Here is a 20,733-nt window from a genome sequence, read left to right on the forward strand (position 1 = left end):
CTTATCAATTCAATAGCTTATTAAAGTGAATTAGGTTAATACTGTTTTTTATTATCTTCTATGATTTGTAAAAATGTATCACACAAATTATCATTGCGAGCTAACAAAGGACCATGGAGATAACTTGCAAAAGTATTTTTATATCTAAATCCTTCAGTTTTATCTTGGCCATTATTTCCATATCCTTCAATAATGGTTGAAAATGCACAATGTTTATCTGAAAGATAAGTTACTCCACCATGATTTTCAAATCCTTCATAAATTTGTCCGCTTTTATTATCCTTAACCTTTACATTCCCAACAAATCTTTTAGAATCTTCTTGATTTTTTGTATAATAGTCAAAAATGTTAAGACCTTCTATTTTATTATTATAAGCATCATAATAATATTTACCTAAAAGTTGATATCCTCCACAAATCGCAAGAAATAATCCATCATTTTCAATATATTTTATTATGTTATCTTTTTTATTTTCTAAGTCTTTTTCGACTATTGACTGTTCGTAGTCTTGTCCTCCACCAAAGAAAACAAAATCATATTTTTTATAATAAAAATCATCATTAATACTAATAACATCTACATTTACTTTATAGCCCTTTTTTTCTGCTAAATATTTAATAGCCATAACATTTCCTACATCTCCATAGGTATTTAAAAGATTTCCATAAAGATGGCATATATTTATTATCATTGTAAGTTTAAAACCTCCCTTAATCTTAACATGGCAGTATAGGTTGAAAGTATATAAATTTTATTTGTTTTTGATGTACTGATAGCTTTTAAAATATCTTTTTCATAGTCAAATTCTATAATTTCCCCATCAAATATATCTGCGATTTCTAGTCTTCTCTTCATATCTTTTTTTCTCTTACCTGAAACTTTTACTTCTTTTATATTTAGTTTTTTTAGTCTTTCATAATAGGAGTCGTAAATCCAAGATACATCTGTTCCATCAGCATAATTATCATTTAAAAAGCAAAATAAACTTATAGGATCATCTTCTAAAAGCATAAGATTAATAATTTGATTTAAACCAGTTGGATTTTTAACTAAATTTATAATTACTTCTTTGCCCTCAATATTAAGATTTTCTTGACGACCAAAAACGTGTTCCTGATTTTTTAATCCATCATATATTTCTTCATAAGTAAGTTCCAATTCTTTTGAAAGAGATATGGCCGCAAGGGCGTTGTAAATATTATAAAATCCTCCAATTTGAATTTCATACTCTTCATTATCTATAAGAAATTTTGAATAATTTGCTTCCATAGATAAAATATTTTCAATATTATAATCTATTTTTGGAGAATGGAAATCACAGTTTGGACATGAAAAATCTCCTAGGGATGAATAATTTATAATTCTATATTTTAAAATAGACTTACAATTTGGACAAAGTATGCCATCACTATTAAACTCAGCATCTAAGTCATATAATTGACTATCTTTTTTATCCTCTCTAATACCATAATATATTGGATTATATTTTTTTAATGAATCATATGAAAATATTGGTAAATCACCATTTGCTATAATTTTTACATCATCACATTTTTTAAATCCCTCTAAAATCTTGTTATAAACATTATAAATTTCACCAAACCTGTCCATTTGATCTCTAAATATATTTGTCAAAACAACATAATCCGGTTTTATAAATTCAGAAACCCTAACAAGATTCGCCTCATCTACCTCCAAAACGGCAACTGTATTTTCATTTTTAGGATTATCTAGAAGACTTGTAATTATTCCTTGAATCATATTTGATCCAGATTCATTTGTAAAAACTTTATTATAATGATTTTTAAGAATACTTGTCACAAAGTGTGTAGTCATAGTCTTACCATTCGTCCCTGTAATAAAAATAAATTTAGTATTTTTACTAAGTGACTTAAGTATATCTTTATCCATCTTATAAGCAATTTTACCTGGAAGACTTGTAGCCTTGTGTTTTGTCAATTTCAATAAAAAGCGAATTAATTTCGCTGTACTTATAGTTAAATTATCTTTTATACTCATGACATTAGTATATTACAAAAATTTTGATTTTCAAAATCATAAAACAAAACTATCTTTTTTTATTTTATAATACATGTAAATACAAATAATATTTTTTTGTTAATAATCATATAATTTAAGTCTTAGAAATAATATTTAAGCCAAACTTAAATATACTATCTATGTTTAATTGACTATTTGTATAAATCATAATTTTCATAATCTTCTTGACTTTTATCTTTTAAAGTAATAAAATCATAAAAAATATCTAAAACTTAATATTAAAAATTTATAAGTTAAATGCTTGTATTGCATATTATAAATACATTTTATACTATTATTTTTATAAAAAGTAAATATTTGCTTAATAATAAAAATTATTAATTTATAAAAAACTGTTGTAATAAGGAGTAAATAATGAAAAGAATTGTAGGAATAGCGATATTAGGATTTGGAACTGTTGGTCAAGGCGTTTATAAAATTATTAAAGAAAAACATGACTCTATTATGTACTATACAAATGCAGAAATTGACATAAAAAAAATCTTAGTTAGAAATTTTAATAAAGAATATAAAGTCGAAATAGATAGAAATCTTTTAACAAATAACTTTGAAGAAATCCTAAATGATGACGCTATAGATATTATTGTAGAAGTAACCTCATCAATTGATCAAGCAAAAGACATGATGGTGATGGCAATGAATAAGGGAAAAGATATTGTATCCGCAAATAAGGCTGCTATTAGTAAGTATTTTAATGAACTTAATGACCTTGCAAGGGATAACAATCTTCATTTTCTTCATGAGGCAGCTGTTGCAGGTGGTATTCCTGTTCTAAAACCTCTTGGAGATTTAGTTATGGAAAATGATATTACAAGAGTAAGAGGTATTCTGAATGGAACCTGTAATTTTATTTTATCAAAAATGACAGAAGAAGGTGAGGATTACGAAAATGTACTAAAAAAAGCTCAGGAATTAGGCTATGCAGAAGCTGACCCATCTAGTGATGTCGATGGTCTTGACACTCTCAGAAAACTTAGAATTCTATCAACAATGGCTTTTAGACAAGATGTTGATGAAAATGATATACTCTTGGAAGGTATATCAAATATAAAAGCTTGTGATATTAAAAATCTTGCAAAATTAAATAGAACCATAAAGCTCATAGGTGATGCGTGGGTAGAAGATGAAAAAATTAAAGCAATTGTCCAACCAGTAGCAGTTTACTCTAACTCCTACTTTGCATCTGTAAGGGAAGCCTATAATAGTGTAACAGTATATGGTGATATGGTTGGAGAATTAAAGTTTTATGGAGCTGGAGCAGGTATGCTTCCTACAGCTAACGCAGTTACAAATGATATTATAGATATATTATTTGATAGACAGTCTAAGGTAAGACTTGGTGAGGGACTTAATAGACAAATTGCAAAAGATGAAATCAAGGGGGATTTTTATGTTAGATATAATTCTGAAATTATAAGTCTTGATAGTTTTAAAAGAAAAAAATTAACAAATGAAAGTTACTTGATTAAAAATTGTCAATATGAAAAACTTAAAAGAGCTCTTAAAAAAGATTCAAATTCTATAATAATAAGACTTGAAAGTGAGGATTATTGATGAAATTTCTTTCGACTAGAAATAAAAATATTAAAATGAATGGTTCTATGGCAATAATTAAAGGTATAGCACCAGATGGTGGTCTTTTTGTGCCAGAGTATTTTCCAAAGATAAAAAAACTTGATAGTCTAATTGATTATAACTATAAAGATCTTGCAGCTTATATTTTAGGTTTATATTTTGATGATTTAGGTGATAAGGTAAAAGATATTGCTTACAAAGCTTATGATTCAAAATTTCCTAATGAAGTTGTAGCTTTAAAAGAAAATGATGCTGTCTTTCTTGAACTTTATCACGGAAGAACTCATGCCTTTAAAGATATGGCCCTCTCTGTCCTTCCACACCTTCTTAAAGCATCATTGGAGGTCAATAAGGACAATAAAAATATACTAATTCTTGTTGCAACATCAGGGGATACTGGTAAGGCTAGTCTAGAAGGTTTTAAAAATATTGATGGTGTTCGTTGCATGGTATTTTATCCAAAGGGAGGGGTATCAAAAATTCAAGAACTCCAAATGCTAACCCAAGAGGGAGATAATCTTGATGTAATTGCTATAAATGGAAATTTTGATAATGCCCAAAGTGCTGTTAAAAAAATTTTTATTGATCAAAATTACAAAAATCTACTTTTAAAAAGGGGATATGAACTTTCTTCTGCTAATTCAATAAATATAGGTAGACTTATACCCCAAATAGTCTACTATGTCTATTCCTATCTCAAGTTAGTAAAAATAGGAAAACTCAATATAGGTCAAAAAATTAATATATGTGTTCCTACAGGAAATTTTGGCAATATTTTAGCTGCATACTATGCAAAAAGGATGGGACTGCCTATAAACAAGTTAATAGTAGCATCAAATGAAAATAATGTACTTACAGATTTTTTTAATAGTGGTATATATAATTCTAATAGAAATCTTATTATTACATCATCTCCGTCAATGGATATACTAATTTCTTCTAACCTTGAACGTTTACTTTTCCACCTAGTAGATGGGGATACAAAAAAAGTCAAAATAGCTATGGAAGATCTTAAAAACAAAAAATCGTACAAGTGGAAAGACTTAGATAAGAGCCTTATAGAAGCTGGTTTTGCAACAGAAGAAGATATTTCAAATGCTATAAAAACTTGCTACGATAATTACAATTATGTAATAGATTCTCATACAGCTGTTTCATATAGTGTCTACAAAAGCTATAAAAATCGAACATCTGATAATACTCTGACATTAATAGCATCTACAGCAAGCCCTTTTAAATTTCCAGACAAGGTCTTGAATTCAATAGGTATTTTTAAATCAGAAGATGATTTTAAAAAGCTTGAAGATTTAGCTAAACTAATGAAGGTTGATGTTCCAAAAAATATTAAGGAATTAGAAAATAAGAAGATTATACATCATAGGATAATTGATCCTAAAAATATGAAAAAAGAAGTATTAGAAATCTTAAATTGCAAATTTAGTGTTAAAGTTCCAGCAACAAGTGCTAATATTGGAGTAGGCTTTGATACTTTTGGCGTTTCTTTAAATTTATTTAATACGTTTACATTTAAAAAATCTGAAACCTTCATGGAAGATAACCTTGTGATTGATTCATATAAAAAAACTTTTAAATATTTAGATGAGGATATTATTCCAATATCAGTAAAGATAAAATCACAAGTTCCATATACTAGAGGACTAGGCTCATCATCAACTTGCATAGTTGCAGGAGTATATTCTGCTCTTTTCATGATGAATAAAACCATAAATAAGGAACTTGCTCTTGACATAGCAACAGAAATTGAAGGACATCCTGATAATGTAGCTCCAGCCATTATGGGAAGCTTTGTAATTTCGCTTAAACACAATGAACACATACACTATAGAAGGTTTGAACTTAATAAAAATCTAGAATTTCTAGCTTTAATTCCTAATTTTTCATTAAGCACCAAGGATTCAAGGAATATACTTCCAAAAATGATTAGTCTAAAAGATGGAGTACATAATGTTTCAAGAGCTGCTTTACTTACTCCTGCTCTTGTAAATCTTGATAAAAATCTTATTAAAGTATGCCTTGATGATAGATTTCACCAACCTTACAGAAAGAGACTTATAAAAGATTTTGATTTACTTAAAGAAAAATCTTTAGAATTTGATGCAATTGCTACTTATCTTAGTGGTGCAGGCCCAACAATAATGGTACTTTCAGAAAAAAACTCCAAAACATATGCGATGCTTAAAGACTATATTAATAACAATCTTAAAGATTGGGATGTAAAAAAACTTAATGTGGATCTTGATGGGGCTAAAATAATTTCATAATCCAATAAGCATAAAGTTTCTCTTATCTTTATGTCTTATAAAAATTAATTTTTCATTAAGGCGTGCACCCTTAGTTAATTATTAAGTTTAGAACAAAAAGAGACTGTTGCAAAATTATTAATTTCTATCATTTTGCAACGGCCCCTTTTAACCTTAATTTTATTTATTTTCTAATATATTTACAGAAACTTCTCTAATCATATAATCTACTTTTTCTGACCAATATGGATCTGAAGCATATAATTTTCCTATAGATGCAGTAGATATTCCATTATAAAACTTACCATCTTTACTCAAATAATTTTCTTTTAAGAATTTAGCTACATAGTCTATTGATTCACCCTTAGTTTTAAAATGATTTGCTTTATTAATAGGATCTTGATCTATAGCATTGAATCCAAAAAGATTATTTTTTTCTTTTGCAAGATATGAATTTCCATTACCTGTTTCATGCTTAGCCATAGCCATTAAAAGTATTGCATTTACTCCATACTTTTCTTCTGCATTTTTAAAGTCTTTACCAAGGCCTAAAAGTTCTGTATTTTTAAGACCTGTTTCTAATTCATCAGCTGTAAAATCAGTCTTATTGGTTAAATATAAATAAGAATTCTCACTTATATTCTCAGACCCCTTTTCCCTAAACTCTTTTAAATCATTCTCTAATTTTTCATATCTTTTAATTTTAGACTGCTCTAAACTCAGTGCCTCTTTGTCAATTTTTTCTATTCCCCTAATAATCTTATTTCTTCTTTGACTTGAATTTGATGCAAATGATGAACTTTCAATTCCAGATGAAATAATTAGCACAAGAACAATAGATAAAAAAGAAAACATAGATATTTTTAATTTTTTATATTTAAACACACATATCTCCCTTATTATTTTAAATGTTACAGAATTGTTACAAATATTCTATCATAACTTATGCTATATTTCAACTTTATTTTCTAGAACCAGGTTTTACTGCAGGAGTATCCTTTAAATCATCTGGTAAATTATCAGGATCAAAGCTATTAATTTGAATTTTTGTAGCTGATATTAACTTAAGTCCCCTTATCTGATCAAGACCTGACCTATTCACAATTGATGTCAAAGCCACAGTATTTGCTCCCTCTTTTTCAATAACATCTACTGTTTCAAATGAAGATTTTCCAGTTGTTATTACATCTTCAACTATAATAACATTCATATCTTTTTTTATTTCAAAGCCTCTTCTTAGAGTCATTATATTATCAACCCTTTCAGTAAAGATAGCATTTACCCCTAGAGCTCTTGCTACTTCATAGGCTATAATTATCCCTCCCATAGCGGGACCTACACATAAATCAACTTTAATTCCAGCTTCCTTAATTTTTTTAGCTATAATTTTCGCAATCTCTTCGCAATATACTGGATTTTCTATTAATTTAGCGCATTGTATATATTTTCTAGAATGTCTTCCACTTGAAAGTAAGAAATGTCCTTCAAGTAAAGCATTAGATTTTTTTAATAATTCAACTGTTCTATCCATAATATCTCCTATATAATATTTCTTATTTCATCTAAAGATTTTATATTTTCTCTATCTATATATGATTTTAAATCATCAATAATATTTATCATTGTATTAAAATCAACAAAGTTACTAGTCCCAACTTGGACTGCCGTTGCTCCTGCCATAATGAACTCAAGGCAGTCTCTATAATTTCTTATACCACCCATTCCAATTATAGGTAGCTTTGTAGCCATACTTGCCTCATATACCATTCTTAATGCTATTGGTTTTATACAAGGTCCAGATAAACCAGCAGTCTTATTTTCAAAAATCGCCTTTTTCTTATCAACATCTATTGCTAAAGCATTAAAAGTATTTACTAAGGATATACAATCAGCACCTGAATTCTCTGCAATTTTTACAAACTCACTTATGCTTCCTACATTTGGAGACAATTTTACCATTAAAACTTTTTTAGTGACTTTTCTTACTTCTTCTATAACTTCACAAGCCTTATTAGGATCAGTACCAAAGGCCATTCCACCTTCTTTAACGTTAGGGCAAGAAATATTTAACTCAATTATAGGGATAGATGTATCATCTAGTAATATTGCACCTTTTACATACTCATCAATACTATGTCCACCTAAATTTGCAATAATTACTGGATTTTTACTTTCTAAGAAAGGAAGTTCTTCTTTAATGAAATAATCTATGCCTGGATTTTGAAGTCCAATTGAATTCATAATTCCAGATTGTGTTTCATAAATTCTAACCCCCTTATTACCTAAATTTTTATGTAGGGTTAGACCTTTTGAAGATATTCCACCAAGCTTATTTATATCTATATAATTTGCAAATTCTTTGCCAAAACCAAAAGTACCACTTGCCGCTATTACAGGATTGTTAAATTCTATTCCACAGATATTTACTTTTAAAGTCATTAAAATATCTCCTTTGAATCAAAAACCGGTCCGTCTTTACATACTCTAATAAAATCTCCATTGATATTTTCAATAGTGCAACCAAGACATGCTCCTATTCCACAAGCCATGTGTGCTTCCATAGATATTTGGATTTCAGTAGTAGTATTTTTCTTAGATAGTGTCTCTAGCATTGGATTTGGTCCACAAGCATAGATTACATCGTAATCATTAGTATTTATTTTATCTGTAATAAATATTTTATCTATTTTATCTATAGTTACAGTTGTATTATTCACATAGTCTTTAAAATAATCTGTAAAATACTCAAAATCAGAAAATCCAACATAAAAATCAGCCTTTTTATCAAGCATTTTTGCCAAAAATAATAAAGGAGCTATCCCTATACCACCAGCAACTATTGCTGATTTTCTACCTTCTCTTATCTTAAATCCATTTCCAAGAGGACCAAGAATACTTACTTCTGATCCCTTTTTTAAGTCTTTTATTATATTTGTACCTACACCCTTAACTTGATATAAAAATGACATAGTTTCTTCATCTTGATCACACACACCAAAAGGTCTTGATAATAGTGGAGATTCTCTAAAGCTATCTGTTCTAAGCATAAAAAATTGACCAGGCTTTGCATTAATTTTGGTTTTTAACTTACAAAAATAGATATTATCACTAATTTTTTTATTAAAAACCACATCTGCTTTTCTATAGCCTTCCATTATTCTCAATTTCCTTTCTTGTTTCTATACACTTAAGCCTTGCATAATAACCAATTTTATCTTCACCATCATCAAAATTGAGATAATTTTTTAGGATAGCCCTAGATGAATTTACTACTCCTCCATTAAGATTGTTGAGAAGTTTATATACATTCATAGACTCTGCCATCTGAGCACCAAAACCAGGTATTAAGAAAAACATATTATCATATCTTTTTCTAATTTTCTCCACCTCATCTTTGTGTGTTGCACCAACGACCAATCCTATTGGGCCATAGCCTGTTTTATCTAATAATTTATTATTCAACTCTTTAAGCTTGTCACCTACTGTATAAAAAAATTCACTATTATCTTTAAGCTTTAAACACTCAAAATCACTTGCTCCAGGATTTGAAGTTCTTAAAAGTACAAAAACACCTTTATCTTTTTTTTCAATAAAATCTAAATAAGGTGAAATCGAATCCATTCCCATATATGGATTAAGAGTGATAAAGTCTGCTTCAAAATCTCCAGAAAAATGAGCTTTTGCATATTGTTTTGCACTCTGAGCAATATCAGACCTTTTTACATCTGCTATGCTTAAAAGATTATTTTTTCTAATATAGGATAGAGTTTTGCTATAGGCTTTCATTCCCAATAATCCATATGATTCATAATAAGCAATTTGAATCTTATATATAGCACAGACATCTTTTGTACTATCTATTATTTCCCTATTAAAATCAAATAGAGCTTGATCAATAGACTTATTTTCTTTGTGAGTTTTTGGTATATAGTCTATAGATGTATCTAAACCTACACAAACAAAGCCATTTTGACTTACTTTATTATATAATCTTTCCATCAAGGTCATATTTTAGTACTCCTTTTTTGTAAACTTTTTTAATCTGTCCCTTTAGTGTCTTACCTATAAATAAAGAATTTTTTGATTTTGATAAAATATCTTCTTCTTCATATATATATTCTTTATCTAAGTCAATAATGGTAAAATCAGCCAAGTATCCTTTTTTTAGTTTTCCTTTTTTAATCTCAAGAAGCTTAGCTGGATTTGTGCTCATCATCCTAATTAAGTCATTTAAAGATATTAGACCAGATAAAACCAAAACCTCATAAGAAGTTGAAAAAGCAGTTTCAAGTCCTATAAAACCAGGTTTTCCTTCATTTTTTTCTTTTTTAGTATGAGGAGCATGGTCGGTTGCTATACAGTCTACATATCCTCTTTTTATCATAGAAAGTAAAGCTTCTTTATCCTTATCTTTTCTAATAGGAGGATTAACTTTTAAATCAACCCTATTTGTAAAATAAATATGATGAGGTGTAACTTCACAAGTAATATTTGCACCTTTATCTTTAAAATATGCAATAGCTTCAATAGCTCCCTTAGTAGATACATGAGAAAAATGAATTGGTACATCCATTTTATAAGAAAGGTATGCATCTCTTATAGTCATCAAATCTTCTGCTATTTCATAATCATATTTAGATATTTCTTTACATTCTTCATGTAAAGTGAATTTAAGTTTATTCTCTTTAGCTATTTTTATAGCTTTATACATAGCAAAATCATCATCCACACCCTTTCCATCGTTTGAAAGAAATAGTAAATCTTCAGGTAGGTCTTTAAGATGTGATAAATCATCTGTTTCAAAATCTTTAGTTATTGAATAAACTTGAAATATATCAATAAGATTTAAATCTCTTCCTCTTTTCATTATATCATCATAAACATCTTTGCTTGATACAATTGGATTTGTGTTAGGCATGAGATTTACCGTAGTATATCCACCTTTAAGAGCCGTCTTAGAGCCAGATTCTAAATCTTCTTTATAGATAAATCCTGGGTCTCTAAAATGAGTGTGCATATCTATAAATGAAGGAACTAAAATCAGACCTTCACAATCTATAATTTCTACATCATCATCTAAGTCAAATTCATCTGTAATAAATCCATTTTCAACAAAAATATTCTTTCTAGATATATTTACATCATCAATCCCAACAAGGTTTTTAAATACTTGTCTCATTATTCCTCCACATCATAAATATGGTCACAATAAGCACATTTATACATCTTTTCCTTCCTATCTATAAGGATAAATTTACTTTCAATATTTCTTTCACTTGTTGTTATGCAAGTTGGATTTTGACATTTTAATATTCCCCTAGTTTCTTTAGGTAAATCCAATGTTTTCTTTTCTACAACTTCTTCATTTTTAATAAAGTTTATTGTAGCATTTGGGTCGATAATTGCTACTGCATCTAAGTTAATATCAAGATTTCCTGCAATTTTAACTATATCTTTTCTGCCTTGGGATGATGATTTTGCATTTAAAATAAGTGCAACTTCTTCTGATAATTCATCTAAACTTAAAAGGTTAAATATTTTAATTCCTAAACCACTTTTAATATGATCTATAACTATTCCATCTTTTAGTGAAGTAATCTCAAGCATCTCTTCCCTCCAATAATTTAATAATAAGTGCCATTCTTGCATACATACCACATTTAACTTGTTTAAAATAAAGGGCTCTAGGATCATTATCTACATCAGTATCAATTTCATTAACTCTTGGAAGTGGATGAAGTATAGCCAAATCTTTCTTGACATCTTTAAGTTTTTCCTTATTTAAAACATAAGAATCCTTGAGTCTAGTATATTGATTATCTGAGAAAAATCTTTCTTTTTGGATTCTAGTCATATATAAGATATCTAAATCATTTATAGAATCATCTAAAGACCTTCTTTCCTCAAATTCTATATTATGTTTTTCAAAAACTGATTTTTTAATATAGTTTGGAAGTTTTAACTCTTCTGGAGAAATTAGGACATATTCATTATTATCAAACATGGTTAGTACCTTTAATAATGAATGGACTGTCCTGCCATATTTTAAGTCTCCACATAGACCTATCCTAAGTCCTTCTAACTTATTTTTGTAAGTTTTTATAGTTAAAATATCAGTCAAAGTTTGAGTAGGATGTTGATGTCCGCCATCTCCCGCATTAATAATTGGACAATCACTTACTTCACTTGCAAGTTTTGCAGCTCCCTCTTGGGGATGGCGCATGGCAATTATATCCGCATATTGACTAACTGTCTTAATTGTATCTTGTAAACTTTCACCCTTACTTTGGCTAGAAGATGCTGCATTTGAAAATCCTACAACAGAACCACCCAACCTTAACATTGCTGATTCAAAAGAAAGTCTAGTCCTAGTAGAAGGCTCAAAAAAAAGAGTCCCTAATAGTTTTCCATTACAATAATCTGAAAAATCACTAGGACTCTTTACTATGTCTTCTGCTAAGTCAATTACTTCAAGTAAATCATCTTTATACAAATCTTCTGCACTTAGTAAATTTTTAATTTTTAGCATTTAGACACTCCTTTTTAAGTTTTTTTAATTATATCAAAAGTGTCTTGCTAAGTCAATAAATTACTTTAATTTTTGTATAAGCTCATTTATAGACTCACTTGTAACATTATCTCTATCAATATCAAATTCATCTAAAATTTCTTCAATCAAATTAACATTTGTAAACTCAATTTCCATATAAGGGTCTGGATATACATCCTTTGACCATGTATCAAGGTCAAATCTTTGTTCTTTATATTCATAAGAAACTCTTTTTTTCTCACCTACATATCTTTCCACAAGTCCAATTTCTTCAAGAATCTTTATCATGTTTGAAGTAGAGGTGATATTTGTAGTATATTCGTTATTAACTCTAACATCATCTTTTGAATCTACAGATTCCTTAAAGGTCAACTCTGTATCTAATCTTTTCCCATCAATAGTTTTTTCCCTAATTCTAAGATATCCATTTGGAAATTCACTCCTATTCTGTGGTGAAAAAGTATGATTTTTTTGTATCTCAACACCTAGTTTTTTAGCTCCTTTAGAAATCAACTTCTTTTCCATTTCATTCAAGTCAATATTTAAAATTTTTAATTCTAATTCACGATCCATTTAAACTTATCCTCTCTGCTTTAAAATCTACATAATCTCCAGAAATACATTTAAGCTTAATGCCATCAAATATTCCTTCAACAATTTGTTTATGTCCTGGTCCATGAAGATGTCCATACACTATTGATTCTACCTTATAACCCTTACAAATTCTAAAAAATTCATTTAAAGATTTGTCTGAATTTAATGGTGGGTAATGAAGCATTACAATTTTCTTATTTCCTTTCTTATTATATTCTAATGAATTCCTTAATCTCTGAAGTTCTCTTTTAAAAATTTTTTCGTCATGTTCATCAAAGTCTTTAAAATCTCTACTAATCCAACCTCTTGTTCCACATATATCATATCCTTCGACTTCAAAAGAATTATTTTGTAAAAAACTTATACTTCTAAGATTTAAATCATTTAACTTTTTTAATGACTGCCGCCAATAATCGTGATTTCCTTTAAGAAGGATTTTTTTTCCCTTCAAATTATCTATTCTCTTAAGATCATTATAAGCATTTTTTTCTGTCATAGCCCAGGAAATATCTCCAGCTATCAAAACTGAATCCTCATCATTTATAATATTTTGCCAATTTTTAAATATTTTTTCTTGATATCCATCCCAAGCTTCGCCAAAAATTTCCATAGACTTCTCTTCCGTGTAATCAAGATGTAAATCTGCTAGTGCATAAATCATATTTTCTCCATGTATTTTATATCTATATCAATTCCCTCTGCTTTAAGTATATCCTCTTCTCTTTTATGACATGAAAAGTAAATAATTTGAAAGTTATTAGAAATATCTAATAAATGTAACAAGGCCATTCTAAGTCTAAAACTATCATAATTAATAAAAGCATCATCGAAAATCAAAAACATATTATTATATAAATTTTCAGTAAGACTTAGTCTTAAAGCGAAATTAATCTGATCAAAAAAACCTACTGATAATTTATTTAGATCAATAAATTCATTATTTTTTGTCCTTATTAATGGATTTAGTTTATCATCATAGGATAAATCTTTATACTTACAATTAGATATATCAGCTATTAACTTTGAAATCTTATTTTCAAGCTTTATTTTATTTTTCCCTAACTTATCTTTATTAGATTCTATAAGTTTTATCGCTAAATTGGATGCTCTTAATTCGAGTTCTATTTCATCAAGCTTTCTCTTAATAGCTTTTATATCTTCAATAAGATCATTTTTCTTTCCTAATTCATCTTCAACAAGTGCTAATTTCTTTTCAAGTTTTAAATTTAAATCCCTAAGTTTATTAAGCTCATTTTCATTTTCTTCAATTTCTTTATCAATTTTTAAAATATCTATATTTTTTTTATAGTTAATATCTATTTCTTTATCATATTTCTCTTGCTTATCAAGAATATTAAGAATCTCTATTATCTTTTCTTTTTCAATTTTTAATTTTTCATACTCTATAAATTTTTCTTTCTTTTTTTCGTATTGATATTTGTTTTTGGCCCCAACTTTTAATAATTCATTATTTATTCTAATATTTAAATTAATTAGATTATTTCTTTTTTTATAATCATTTTTAACCTTTTTATATAAAAAATAAATTATTGGTATAATAAAGGCTAATATAATATAAGCTCTTTTTAAGATAATAAAAATTGTAATCATTAAAATTATAATAAAATAAAGAAATTTAATATCACGACTTTTATTATTCTTATAAAAGTCTTTACTTTCATCTAAGAGTTCATCCAACTTTTCAAAATAAATCCTATCAATATCATAAAACTCACTGTAATCTTTAAGTTTTCTCTCAATAATATTTAAAGATTCTTTTCTTGCTTTCTCTTCTAAGTAATTACTATTAGCTTTTGCTTTCCTATACTGATCTCTTTCATTTTTTAATTCTTTGATTTTTTCTAAAAATTGTATAATTTTATGCCTTTGATTTTTTAATTTTAATAAATCATTATAATATTGGTCATTTAACTTATTTATACGTCTAAGCGCATCATTTTTATTTTCTAAAAGTTTAAGATTTTTTGCATAGGGTTTTGTATAAGCTCTTTTACTTCCGAGCTTATTAATTCTGTCCTCTATATTTTCTTTTGCTTTTAGGGATGAAAATTCTAAATCCGATGATGGATTTTTTAAAAAATCTATAATCTTTTTTTTAGAATCTTGATCAATATCTTGTAATTGTTGATTATTTATTATATTTCGATAAATACTATAACTAATATTTAAGAAATACTCACCCGGATAATTTAGTCTTGATTTTTTATTTTCTATCTCTATATTTTCTTTTAAATCATATATCTTATAGCTTCCATCATCAAAATTTCTATCTACTCTATAATCCTTATTATTTTTCGAAAGAATTAATGAACCCATATATTTAAAAGAACCAATTGGTCTGTATTTTTCTCTTTTATATGAAAAATTAATCTTATTTTTACCTTGGTCAAATCCATAAAAAACACCCTCTATAAAGTCAAGAATTGTAGATTTACCACTTTCATTTTCTCCATAAATTAGGTTAAATCCTTCATTGAATTTTATATTTTTATTTTGAAAATGTCCAAAAGATAATAAGTTGATTTCTTTTATATATAAATTAGACATCTCTACTCCTAAGTATTGCATCTATACCTATTTCTAATGCTCTTTCTTTTACTTTTTCATCTTCATCAAGACTTAACAAAGAATCATAGAAATCCTGCAATATTGTATTTGGATATTTTTTAATTAAATCATTATAATATGATAATGATTTTTTGTAAACAAGTTCAATATAAATTAAATCAAGTTCTTTTCTTAATTTTTTTTCATTAATATCAAATAAATCATAATTATCAAGTTTTAATCTCAAAAAAACATAATCCCCTTTAAACATATCTCTTATAGAATCTATCATATGGTCCATATTTCTATAGTCTGATAGATCTTCATTTAATTCTAAAAATTCAAGCTTAGAAGATTCTTTAAAGAAAAAATCTCCATTATCATACTTAATATATCCAAATTTTCCTTTGTCCTTAAAAGATTGAGGCTCTATACTTCCTACGTAGTAAATATTATTATTAAAGTTTGTTTTTTTGTGAATGTGACCTAACCCTACATAGTTGAATCCTATTTTTTTAAGTCTTTCTAAATCAAGACTTAAATAAGTTGAGTTAATATTAGTAATTTCGCCATGAAATATACCTATATTATAATAATTCTTATTTAGATTTATACTATAATTAAATCTTTTTGAAAATATCCTATCATCATAAGATATTCCATATATCCTTACATTTTTATATTCATAAAACTCAATTCTTTCACTCCCAAATATATATAAGTTTTGAGGTTTATTTTCAAAGAAAAAATCATTTTTTCTATCTATATAGTCATGATTTCCTGTAACATAATAAATATTTTTACCAAAATTTTCTATTATCCTAAACAATCTGTCATAATCTTTAGACATAAAATAATCTCGCTCATAAAGATCCCCAGAAATAAGGGCAAAATCTACATCCTTATTACTTTCTAATATGTCCTTAAAACTATCCCATTTACTTCTTCTAATTATATTAGAATATGAGCTTTCAAAATCAAAACTATCTGATAGATGTACATCTGATAAATTAATAAATTTCATATCTTATTTACACACTCTAGAATTTTTTTGTTATTTTCAATATTAATAATAGTTAATGAGCCATTATCAATCCAAAAATTTTCAAAATTTGATAAATCATTCAATATTGTAAAAATAGCTGCCCTTATTGCTATACCATGACTTACACAAAGTATTGTATTATGAGATGTTTTTTTATCTTCAATAAAATCATCAAGCCTTTTTATAAGATCTTTTACGCTCTCTCCACCAGGATATCTTATATCATATGGATTTAATTTCCTTTCCTTATAAAAGTTTTCGTATTCTATTAAAGTGTCAGAAATCCTTTTTCCCTTAAAGTCACCAAAATCCATTTCATTTAATCTTTTATCTTCTGTATACTCATTAAAGCCTAAATATTCTGCAGTTTCTTTGCTTCTCAATAGCTTGGATGTGTATACCTTATCTACATTATAATCTCTTAAATTAAACTTACTTTTATCAAGATCTTTATAAGCATCTTTAGATATTTTCGTATCTGCTGTAGAAAATCTCTTACTCTTATTTGATTCAGTAAGACCATGTCTTAAAAATATTATCTTCATACTAATCACCTTTTTCTATTATATCACAATAAAATAAAGCAGACTAAACTGCTTTATTCTCCTGCCTTCATAGCTTCAGCCATATTTATCCTTTTCAATCTTAAATGGACGATTATCATTATAATAAATGAAATAAATAAGGTTACTATAGCTGATATTATATAAGATAGTGGATGTGTTTTTGCTGATAAATATATACCATCAGGTGCTACAACTAAAAGTACATACTTTAGCATAATATATCCTAACATATAGCCTAACATTATTCCTAAAATTGTTAAAATACAAGTTTCTCTATATATATAAGCTGTCGTCTCTCTTGGGAAAAATCCTAAAACTTTTGTTGTTGCTAGTTCCTTTTTTCTTTCACTAACATTTATATTGGTAAGATTATATAAAACAACTATGGCCAATATTGCAGAAACCAGAGTGATTATTCCTATAACCAAGTTAAGATTTGCCATCAATGAATCAATTGTTTCATATGATTTATTAGGTTCAATTAGTGATAGACTAGCTTTATTTTTTAATATTTTATCTTTCAAACCTTTATTTTCTGTATTTATTATATCAGCATTAAATTCTAATTTATCATTAAAATTATTTTCATAAGCTTCTTTTGACATATAGATATAATCATCTATATAATTTTCTGCCACATCTTTAATTTTAACTTTTTTGTCTAAAAACTTAAGCTCGTCTTTTTCATTAAGTTTATTATAAAGATTTGTAGTTACTACCAAAGAATCTTCACCTAACTTAATAGGATTTTTGGATTTATTTCTTATATCAATAAATTCATTAAGCCTATCTTGATTTTCAAAGACTATTAAATTAGCTTTGATATCATCTTTAAGATCAATTTCTACACTCTTATAATAGATTCTTTTTGTCATCTCATCATTTATTATATCTTCATATTCATTTTTATCTTTCACATCAGCTCTATTATCAAATATATTTATATAATCATATTTGCTAATTTCTTGTCTTTGGATATTTGATGTATCTTTTATAGAGTCTGTCATTGCAAATCCAAAAAATAACAAGGCAGTACATCCTCCAATACCAAAAATTGTCATCAGCATACGTGACTTATATCTAAATAAATTTCTAAAAGTAATTTTTGTCATAAAAGACAATCTTTTCCATAAAAAGTCAATTTTTTCTAGAAATATCCTTGATCCACCCCTTGGTGGTTTTGGCCTTAGTAAGTCTGCAGTTTGTTCTTTTACCTCACTGTTTGATGTAAAAAATACAGTAAGCGTTATAAGAATTATAGAAAGGATAATAGTTGTAACAACAAGTAAAAAACTATTAGGAAAATCCATCTCAAATATATCAAATCCTGATGAATAAGCCTTAAATATAATCTTACTTATTAGATACTTTCCTAAAATAACCCCTATTATTGATCCCAATATAGTAGGTGAAAGTGCATATATATAAAATTTATTTGCGATATCCTTATTAGCATATCCTAGAGATTTCAAAGTACCATTTTGAATTCTTTGTTCTTCAATATATCTTTTTATTGTAGTCAATGATACTAAAAGAGCTATAAAATAGAAAAATGTTGGAAATACTTTAGAAAGTTCATCCATGTTCTTAGAATTCTTATAGTAAGTGTCAATAGCTTTATTTGATAATATATTCCCTATACTATATTTTGGATCTGGAAGTCTTACAAGATTTTCTCTAGCATCCTCAATTTCATCATAACCATCGTTAATTTTCTTTAATGATTTATCTTTTTCTTCGAAAAATTTTTTATTGGTTTCTTCTAATTTTCTTTGATTTTCTAAAAGTTCTTCATATGCTTTATCAAGTTTAAATCTTCCATTTTCTTTTTCATTTTTAAACCTTTCGTAAGATAAATTATAAAGATTTAAAGCTTCATTTAAACTTGCTTCATTAGAAGCTATCATGGATTTAGATTCATTTAACTTATTTCTTGCACTATCTTTCTCTATATTTATTTTTCTAATAGATTCTTGTAAGATAGTATTTTTTTTACCTAAATTATTTTTTTTCTTATTAAGTACATCTTCTTTTTCTAAAATTGGAGCCATAGCTTCATTATAGGCTAAATCATACTTATTTTTAAATTCCTTAAAAGACAAATCTATTTCTTCTTTTTTTTCTATAAGCTCTTTATTTTTCGAATCTAATTCATTAAACTTATTTGAGAGATCTTCTCTGGATTTACTTAACTTATCAATCTCTTCTTTATTCTCTTCACTATCATCTAAATTTTCTATTTTTTTTTCAATAATTTTAATATTTTCTTCTATAGATTTTTTACTTTCATTGATTTTTGAAATTTCAAGTTCAAGTTTACTTTTATTGTTATTAAGTTCAACTAATTTATCCTTTTGGGATTTAAAAGAGCTTTCAATTTTATTTTTATCTTCTTCAATTTCCTTACTACTGTCATTAATTATTTTGTAAGCCTTATTAATTTCAAGCTCTAAATCTTTAAGTCTTTTTTCTGCATTACTAAATTTAGTATTATATTCATTTAAACCACTCTCATATTGCTTCTTTGCCTTATCGAGCTTAATATATCCATTGTCAATTTTAGCCTTTGATAATTTAAGCTTTTCTTCAGATTCAGTAATTTTATTTTGAAATTCTTTTTCATTGGCATAGTATTTATTTATACCATTAAGTAATTTTTCATTAGCATTGTAGAGTTTCTCTTGCTCATCACCAAGCTTTTTTTTCGCATCATCTAATTCTTTTTCGTTCTCATCTAATTTTTTATTACTTTCATCTTTAAGTTTTTTTAAAACTTCACTTGGCCTATACTTAAAGTCATCTTCTAAATCTTTCTTCTTTTTGTCAACATATGATATGTAAGTTTCATCAAATTTATGAAGATTTTTGGTATCTTTATATAGTATATTTGCTTTTTTTATATCATCTGTTTTAAAATTATCATAAGATATTATAGCAAAGCCATCTACCATTTTTTTGCCTTCAATTGAATAATCTCGTATATCATTCATGAGATTTTCTGTCGAATTGGCAAAGCCCACTATTTTAAATTTTTTATTTTTTAATTTATCATCAATATTTTTATTTAAAGATTCATCAAATTCTATAGTATCTCCAATTTTAAACTCATCTTTCAATACTTCATCAATGATTATTTCATTATTGTTTTTTAAGTCCCTACCTTTTTTTATATTATATTTTGGGAAAATTTCATCTTTAGAATCTATACTTAATAGTAAGTCTTTATAATATAGGTCTGTTCCTTTTTGGTAGGATACATTCTCAATACCCTTGTCTTTTTCTATAATTACTTTATCTTCATCTTTAAGTCCATAAGTTGAGCTTATAATCATATCTGGATGATTAGCATTTTTTAAAGTATTATTTAAGGTGTTTCTCATAGTAGGTCCTGTTAGAAATAAAGCTACTACAATCATTGAGGCAAGCATTATCATTATAAAGATAGAAAAAATCTTACCCTTGGTATTTTTCATATCCCTAAATATACTTTTATAATAATTACTTTTTCTCAT

General features: G+C 26.8%; 18 protein-coding genes. 2 read left to right on the forward strand and 16 right to left on the reverse strand.

Annotation, left to right across the window (positions count from 1 at the left end; all coding sequences use genetic code 11):
• Positions 1-35: 35 nt before the first annotated feature.
• Positions 36-692, reverse strand: a complete 657-nt coding sequence (locus tag FYJ26_RS00655) for a type 1 glutamine amidotransferase (protein WP_154538814.1) — start codon at positions 690-692, stop codon at positions 36-38.
• Entirely contained in the window at positions 689-2,020 is a 1,332-nt protein-coding gene (locus FYJ26_RS00660; protein ID WP_154538815.1) for a Mur ligase family protein, read from the reverse strand. Before FYJ26_RS00660 ends, FYJ26_RS00655 begins: the two co-directional genes overlap by 4 nt.
• A 396-nt stretch (positions 2,021-2,416) precedes the next feature.
• Here FYJ26_RS00660 and FYJ26_RS00665 point away from each other — a divergent pair, with 396 nt between their 5' ends.
• Positions 2,417-3,616 (forward strand): homoserine dehydrogenase, encoded by a 1,200-nt coding sequence (locus FYJ26_RS00665; RefSeq protein WP_154538816.1) that lies wholly within the window; start codon positions 2,417-2,419, stop codon positions 3,614-3,616.
• A complete protein-coding gene (gene thrB / locus FYJ26_RS10745; RefSeq protein ID WP_195837828.1) occupies positions 3,616-5,919 on the forward strand; it encodes a homoserine kinase in 2,304 nt (767 codons plus the stop codon). Before FYJ26_RS00665 ends, thrB begins: the two co-directional genes overlap by 1 nt.
• Positions 5,920-6,078: 159 nt before the next feature.
• Here thrB and FYJ26_RS00675 read toward each other — a convergent pair whose 3' ends face one another.
• The 14 genes from FYJ26_RS00675 to FYJ26_RS00740 all read right to left on the reverse strand — a co-directional run bounded on the left by FYJ26_RS00675 (position 6,079) and on the right by FYJ26_RS00740 (position 20,733).
• Positions 6,079-6,783, reverse strand: a complete 705-nt coding sequence (locus FYJ26_RS00675) for a glucosaminidase domain-containing protein (RefSeq protein ID WP_320595876.1) — start codon at positions 6,781-6,783, stop codon at positions 6,079-6,081.
• Between the two features lie 76 nt (positions 6,784-6,859).
• Entirely contained in the window at positions 6,860-7,429 is a 570-nt protein-coding gene (pyrE, locus tag FYJ26_RS00680) for an orotate phosphoribosyltransferase (RefSeq protein ID WP_154538817.1), read from the reverse strand.
• 8 nt (positions 7,430-7,437) lie between these two features.
• The gene (locus tag FYJ26_RS00685) at positions 7,438-8,337 is read right to left on the reverse strand and encodes a dihydroorotate dehydrogenase (protein ID WP_154538818.1); all 900 of its coding nucleotides are present in this window, start codon (positions 8,335-8,337) and stop codon (positions 7,438-7,440) included.
• Positions 8,337-9,053 (reverse strand): dihydroorotate dehydrogenase electron transfer subunit, encoded by a 717-nt coding sequence (locus tag FYJ26_RS00690; protein ID WP_154538819.1) that lies wholly within the window; start codon positions 9,051-9,053, stop codon positions 8,337-8,339. The genes FYJ26_RS00685 and FYJ26_RS00690 overlap by 1 nt, the downstream gene beginning before the upstream one ends.
• Complete coding sequence (gene pyrF / locus FYJ26_RS00695; protein ID WP_154538820.1) at positions 9,040-9,906, reverse strand: orotidine-5'-phosphate decarboxylase; 867 nt, start codon at positions 9,904-9,906, stop codon at positions 9,040-9,042. Before pyrF ends, FYJ26_RS00690 begins: the two co-directional genes overlap by 14 nt.
• On the reverse strand, positions 9,881-11,077 hold the full coding sequence (locus FYJ26_RS00700; RefSeq protein WP_154538821.1) for a dihydroorotase: 1,197 nt from the start codon (positions 11,075-11,077) through the stop codon (positions 9,881-9,883). The genes pyrF and FYJ26_RS00700 overlap by 26 nt, the downstream gene beginning before the upstream one ends.
• The gene (locus FYJ26_RS00705) at positions 11,077-11,505 is read right to left on the reverse strand and encodes an aspartate carbamoyltransferase regulatory subunit (protein ID WP_154538822.1); all 429 of its coding nucleotides are present in this window, start codon (positions 11,503-11,505) and stop codon (positions 11,077-11,079) included. The genes FYJ26_RS00700 and FYJ26_RS00705 overlap by 1 nt, the downstream gene beginning before the upstream one ends.
• Positions 11,498-12,427 (reverse strand): aspartate carbamoyltransferase, encoded by a 930-nt coding sequence (gene pyrB, locus FYJ26_RS00710; protein WP_154538823.1) that lies wholly within the window; start codon positions 12,425-12,427, stop codon positions 11,498-11,500. The genes FYJ26_RS00705 and pyrB overlap by 8 nt, the downstream gene beginning before the upstream one ends.
• A gap of 60 nt (positions 12,428-12,487) precedes the next feature.
• Positions 12,488-13,021: a class IV adenylate cyclase gene (locus FYJ26_RS00715; RefSeq protein ID WP_154538824.1), complete on the reverse strand. Its 534-nt coding sequence runs from the start codon at positions 13,019-13,021 to the stop codon at positions 12,488-12,490.
• On the reverse strand, positions 13,011-13,703 hold the full coding sequence (locus FYJ26_RS00720) for a metallophosphoesterase (protein WP_154538825.1): 693 nt from the start codon (positions 13,701-13,703) through the stop codon (positions 13,011-13,013). Before FYJ26_RS00720 ends, FYJ26_RS00715 begins: the two co-directional genes overlap by 11 nt.
• Positions 13,700-15,610: an ATP-binding protein gene (locus tag FYJ26_RS00725; protein ID WP_154538826.1), complete on the reverse strand. Its 1,911-nt coding sequence runs from the start codon at positions 15,608-15,610 to the stop codon at positions 13,700-13,702. The genes FYJ26_RS00720 and FYJ26_RS00725 overlap by 4 nt, the downstream gene beginning before the upstream one ends.
• Positions 15,603-16,634, reverse strand: coding sequence for a metallophosphoesterase family protein (locus FYJ26_RS00730; protein ID WP_154538827.1), 1,032 nt, complete (start codon positions 16,632-16,634; stop codon positions 15,603-15,605). The genes FYJ26_RS00725 and FYJ26_RS00730 overlap by 8 nt, the downstream gene beginning before the upstream one ends.
• Complete coding sequence (locus FYJ26_RS00735) at positions 16,631-17,200, reverse strand: histidine phosphatase family protein (protein ID WP_154538828.1); 570 nt, start codon at positions 17,198-17,200, stop codon at positions 16,631-16,633. Before FYJ26_RS00735 ends, FYJ26_RS00730 begins: the two co-directional genes overlap by 4 nt.
• 53 nt (positions 17,201-17,253) lie before the next feature.
• Positions 17,254-20,733 carry an FtsX-like permease family protein gene (locus FYJ26_RS00740; protein ID WP_154538829.1) on the reverse strand — a complete coding sequence of 1,160 codons (3,480 nt, stop codon included), beginning with the start codon at positions 20,731-20,733 and terminating at the stop codon, positions 17,254-17,256.

Origin of the sequence: Anaerococcus porci (genome assembly GCF_009696575.1) — a bacterium.
GTDB lineage: Bacteria > Bacillota > Clostridia > Tissierellales > Peptoniphilaceae > Anaerococcus > Anaerococcus porci.

Bases quoted from the DNA above. Each gene is read 5' to 3' on its own strand.
- FYJ26_RS00730 (WP_154538827.1), bottom strand. From the start codon at position 16,634: ATGAAATTTATTAATTTATCAGATGTACATCTATCAGATAGTTTTGAT.
- thrB (WP_195837828.1), top strand. From the start codon at position 3,616: ATGAAATTTCTTTCGACTAGAAATAAAAATATTAAAATGAATGGTTCT.
- FYJ26_RS00690 (WP_154538819.1), bottom strand. From the start codon at position 9,053: ATGGAAGGCTATAGAAAAGCAGATGTGGTTTTTAATAAAAAAATTAGT.
- FYJ26_RS00735 (WP_154538828.1), bottom strand. From the start codon at position 17,200: ATGAAGATAATATTTTTAAGACATGGTCTTACTGAATCAAATAAGAGT.
- FYJ26_RS00740 (WP_154538829.1), bottom strand. From the start codon at position 20,733: ATGAGAAAAAGTAATTATTATAAAAGTATATTTAGGGATATGAAAAAT.
- FYJ26_RS00655 (WP_154538814.1), bottom strand. From the start codon at position 692: ATGATAATAAATATATGCCATCTTTATGGAAATCTTTTAAATACCTAT.
- pyrB (WP_154538823.1), bottom strand. From the start codon at position 12,427: ATGCTAAAAATTAAAAATTTACTAAGTGCAGAAGATTTGTATAAAGAT.
- FYJ26_RS00685 (WP_154538818.1), bottom strand. From the start codon at position 8,337: ATGACTTTAAAAGTAAATATCTGTGGAATAGAATTTAACAATCCTGTA.
- FYJ26_RS00665 (WP_154538816.1), top strand. From the start codon at position 2,417: ATGAAAAGAATTGTAGGAATAGCGATATTAGGATTTGGAACTGTTGGT.
- FYJ26_RS00715 (WP_154538824.1), bottom strand. From the start codon at position 13,021: ATGGATCGTGAATTAGAATTAAAAATTTTAAATATTGACTTGAATGAA.
- FYJ26_RS00720 (WP_154538825.1), bottom strand. From the start codon at position 13,703: ATGATTTATGCACTAGCAGATTTACATCTTGATTACACGGAAGAGAAG.
- FYJ26_RS00705 (WP_154538822.1), bottom strand. From the start codon at position 11,505: ATGCTTGAGATTACTTCACTAAAAGATGGAATAGTTATAGATCATATT.
- pyrE (WP_154538817.1), bottom strand. From the start codon at position 7,429: ATGGATAGAACAGTTGAATTATTAAAAAAATCTAATGCTTTACTTGAA.
- FYJ26_RS00725 (WP_154538826.1), bottom strand. From the start codon at position 15,610: ATGTCTAATTTATATATAAAAGAAATCAACTTATTATCTTTTGGACAT.
- FYJ26_RS00700 (WP_154538821.1), bottom strand. From the start codon at position 11,077: ATGAGACAAGTATTTAAAAACCTTGTTGGGATTGATGATGTAAATATA.
- pyrF (WP_154538820.1), bottom strand. From the start codon at position 9,906: ATGACCTTGATGGAAAGATTATATAATAAAGTAAGTCAAAATGGCTTT.
- FYJ26_RS00660 (WP_154538815.1), bottom strand. From the start codon at position 2,020: ATGAGTATAAAAGATAATTTAACTATAAGTACAGCGAAATTAATTCGC.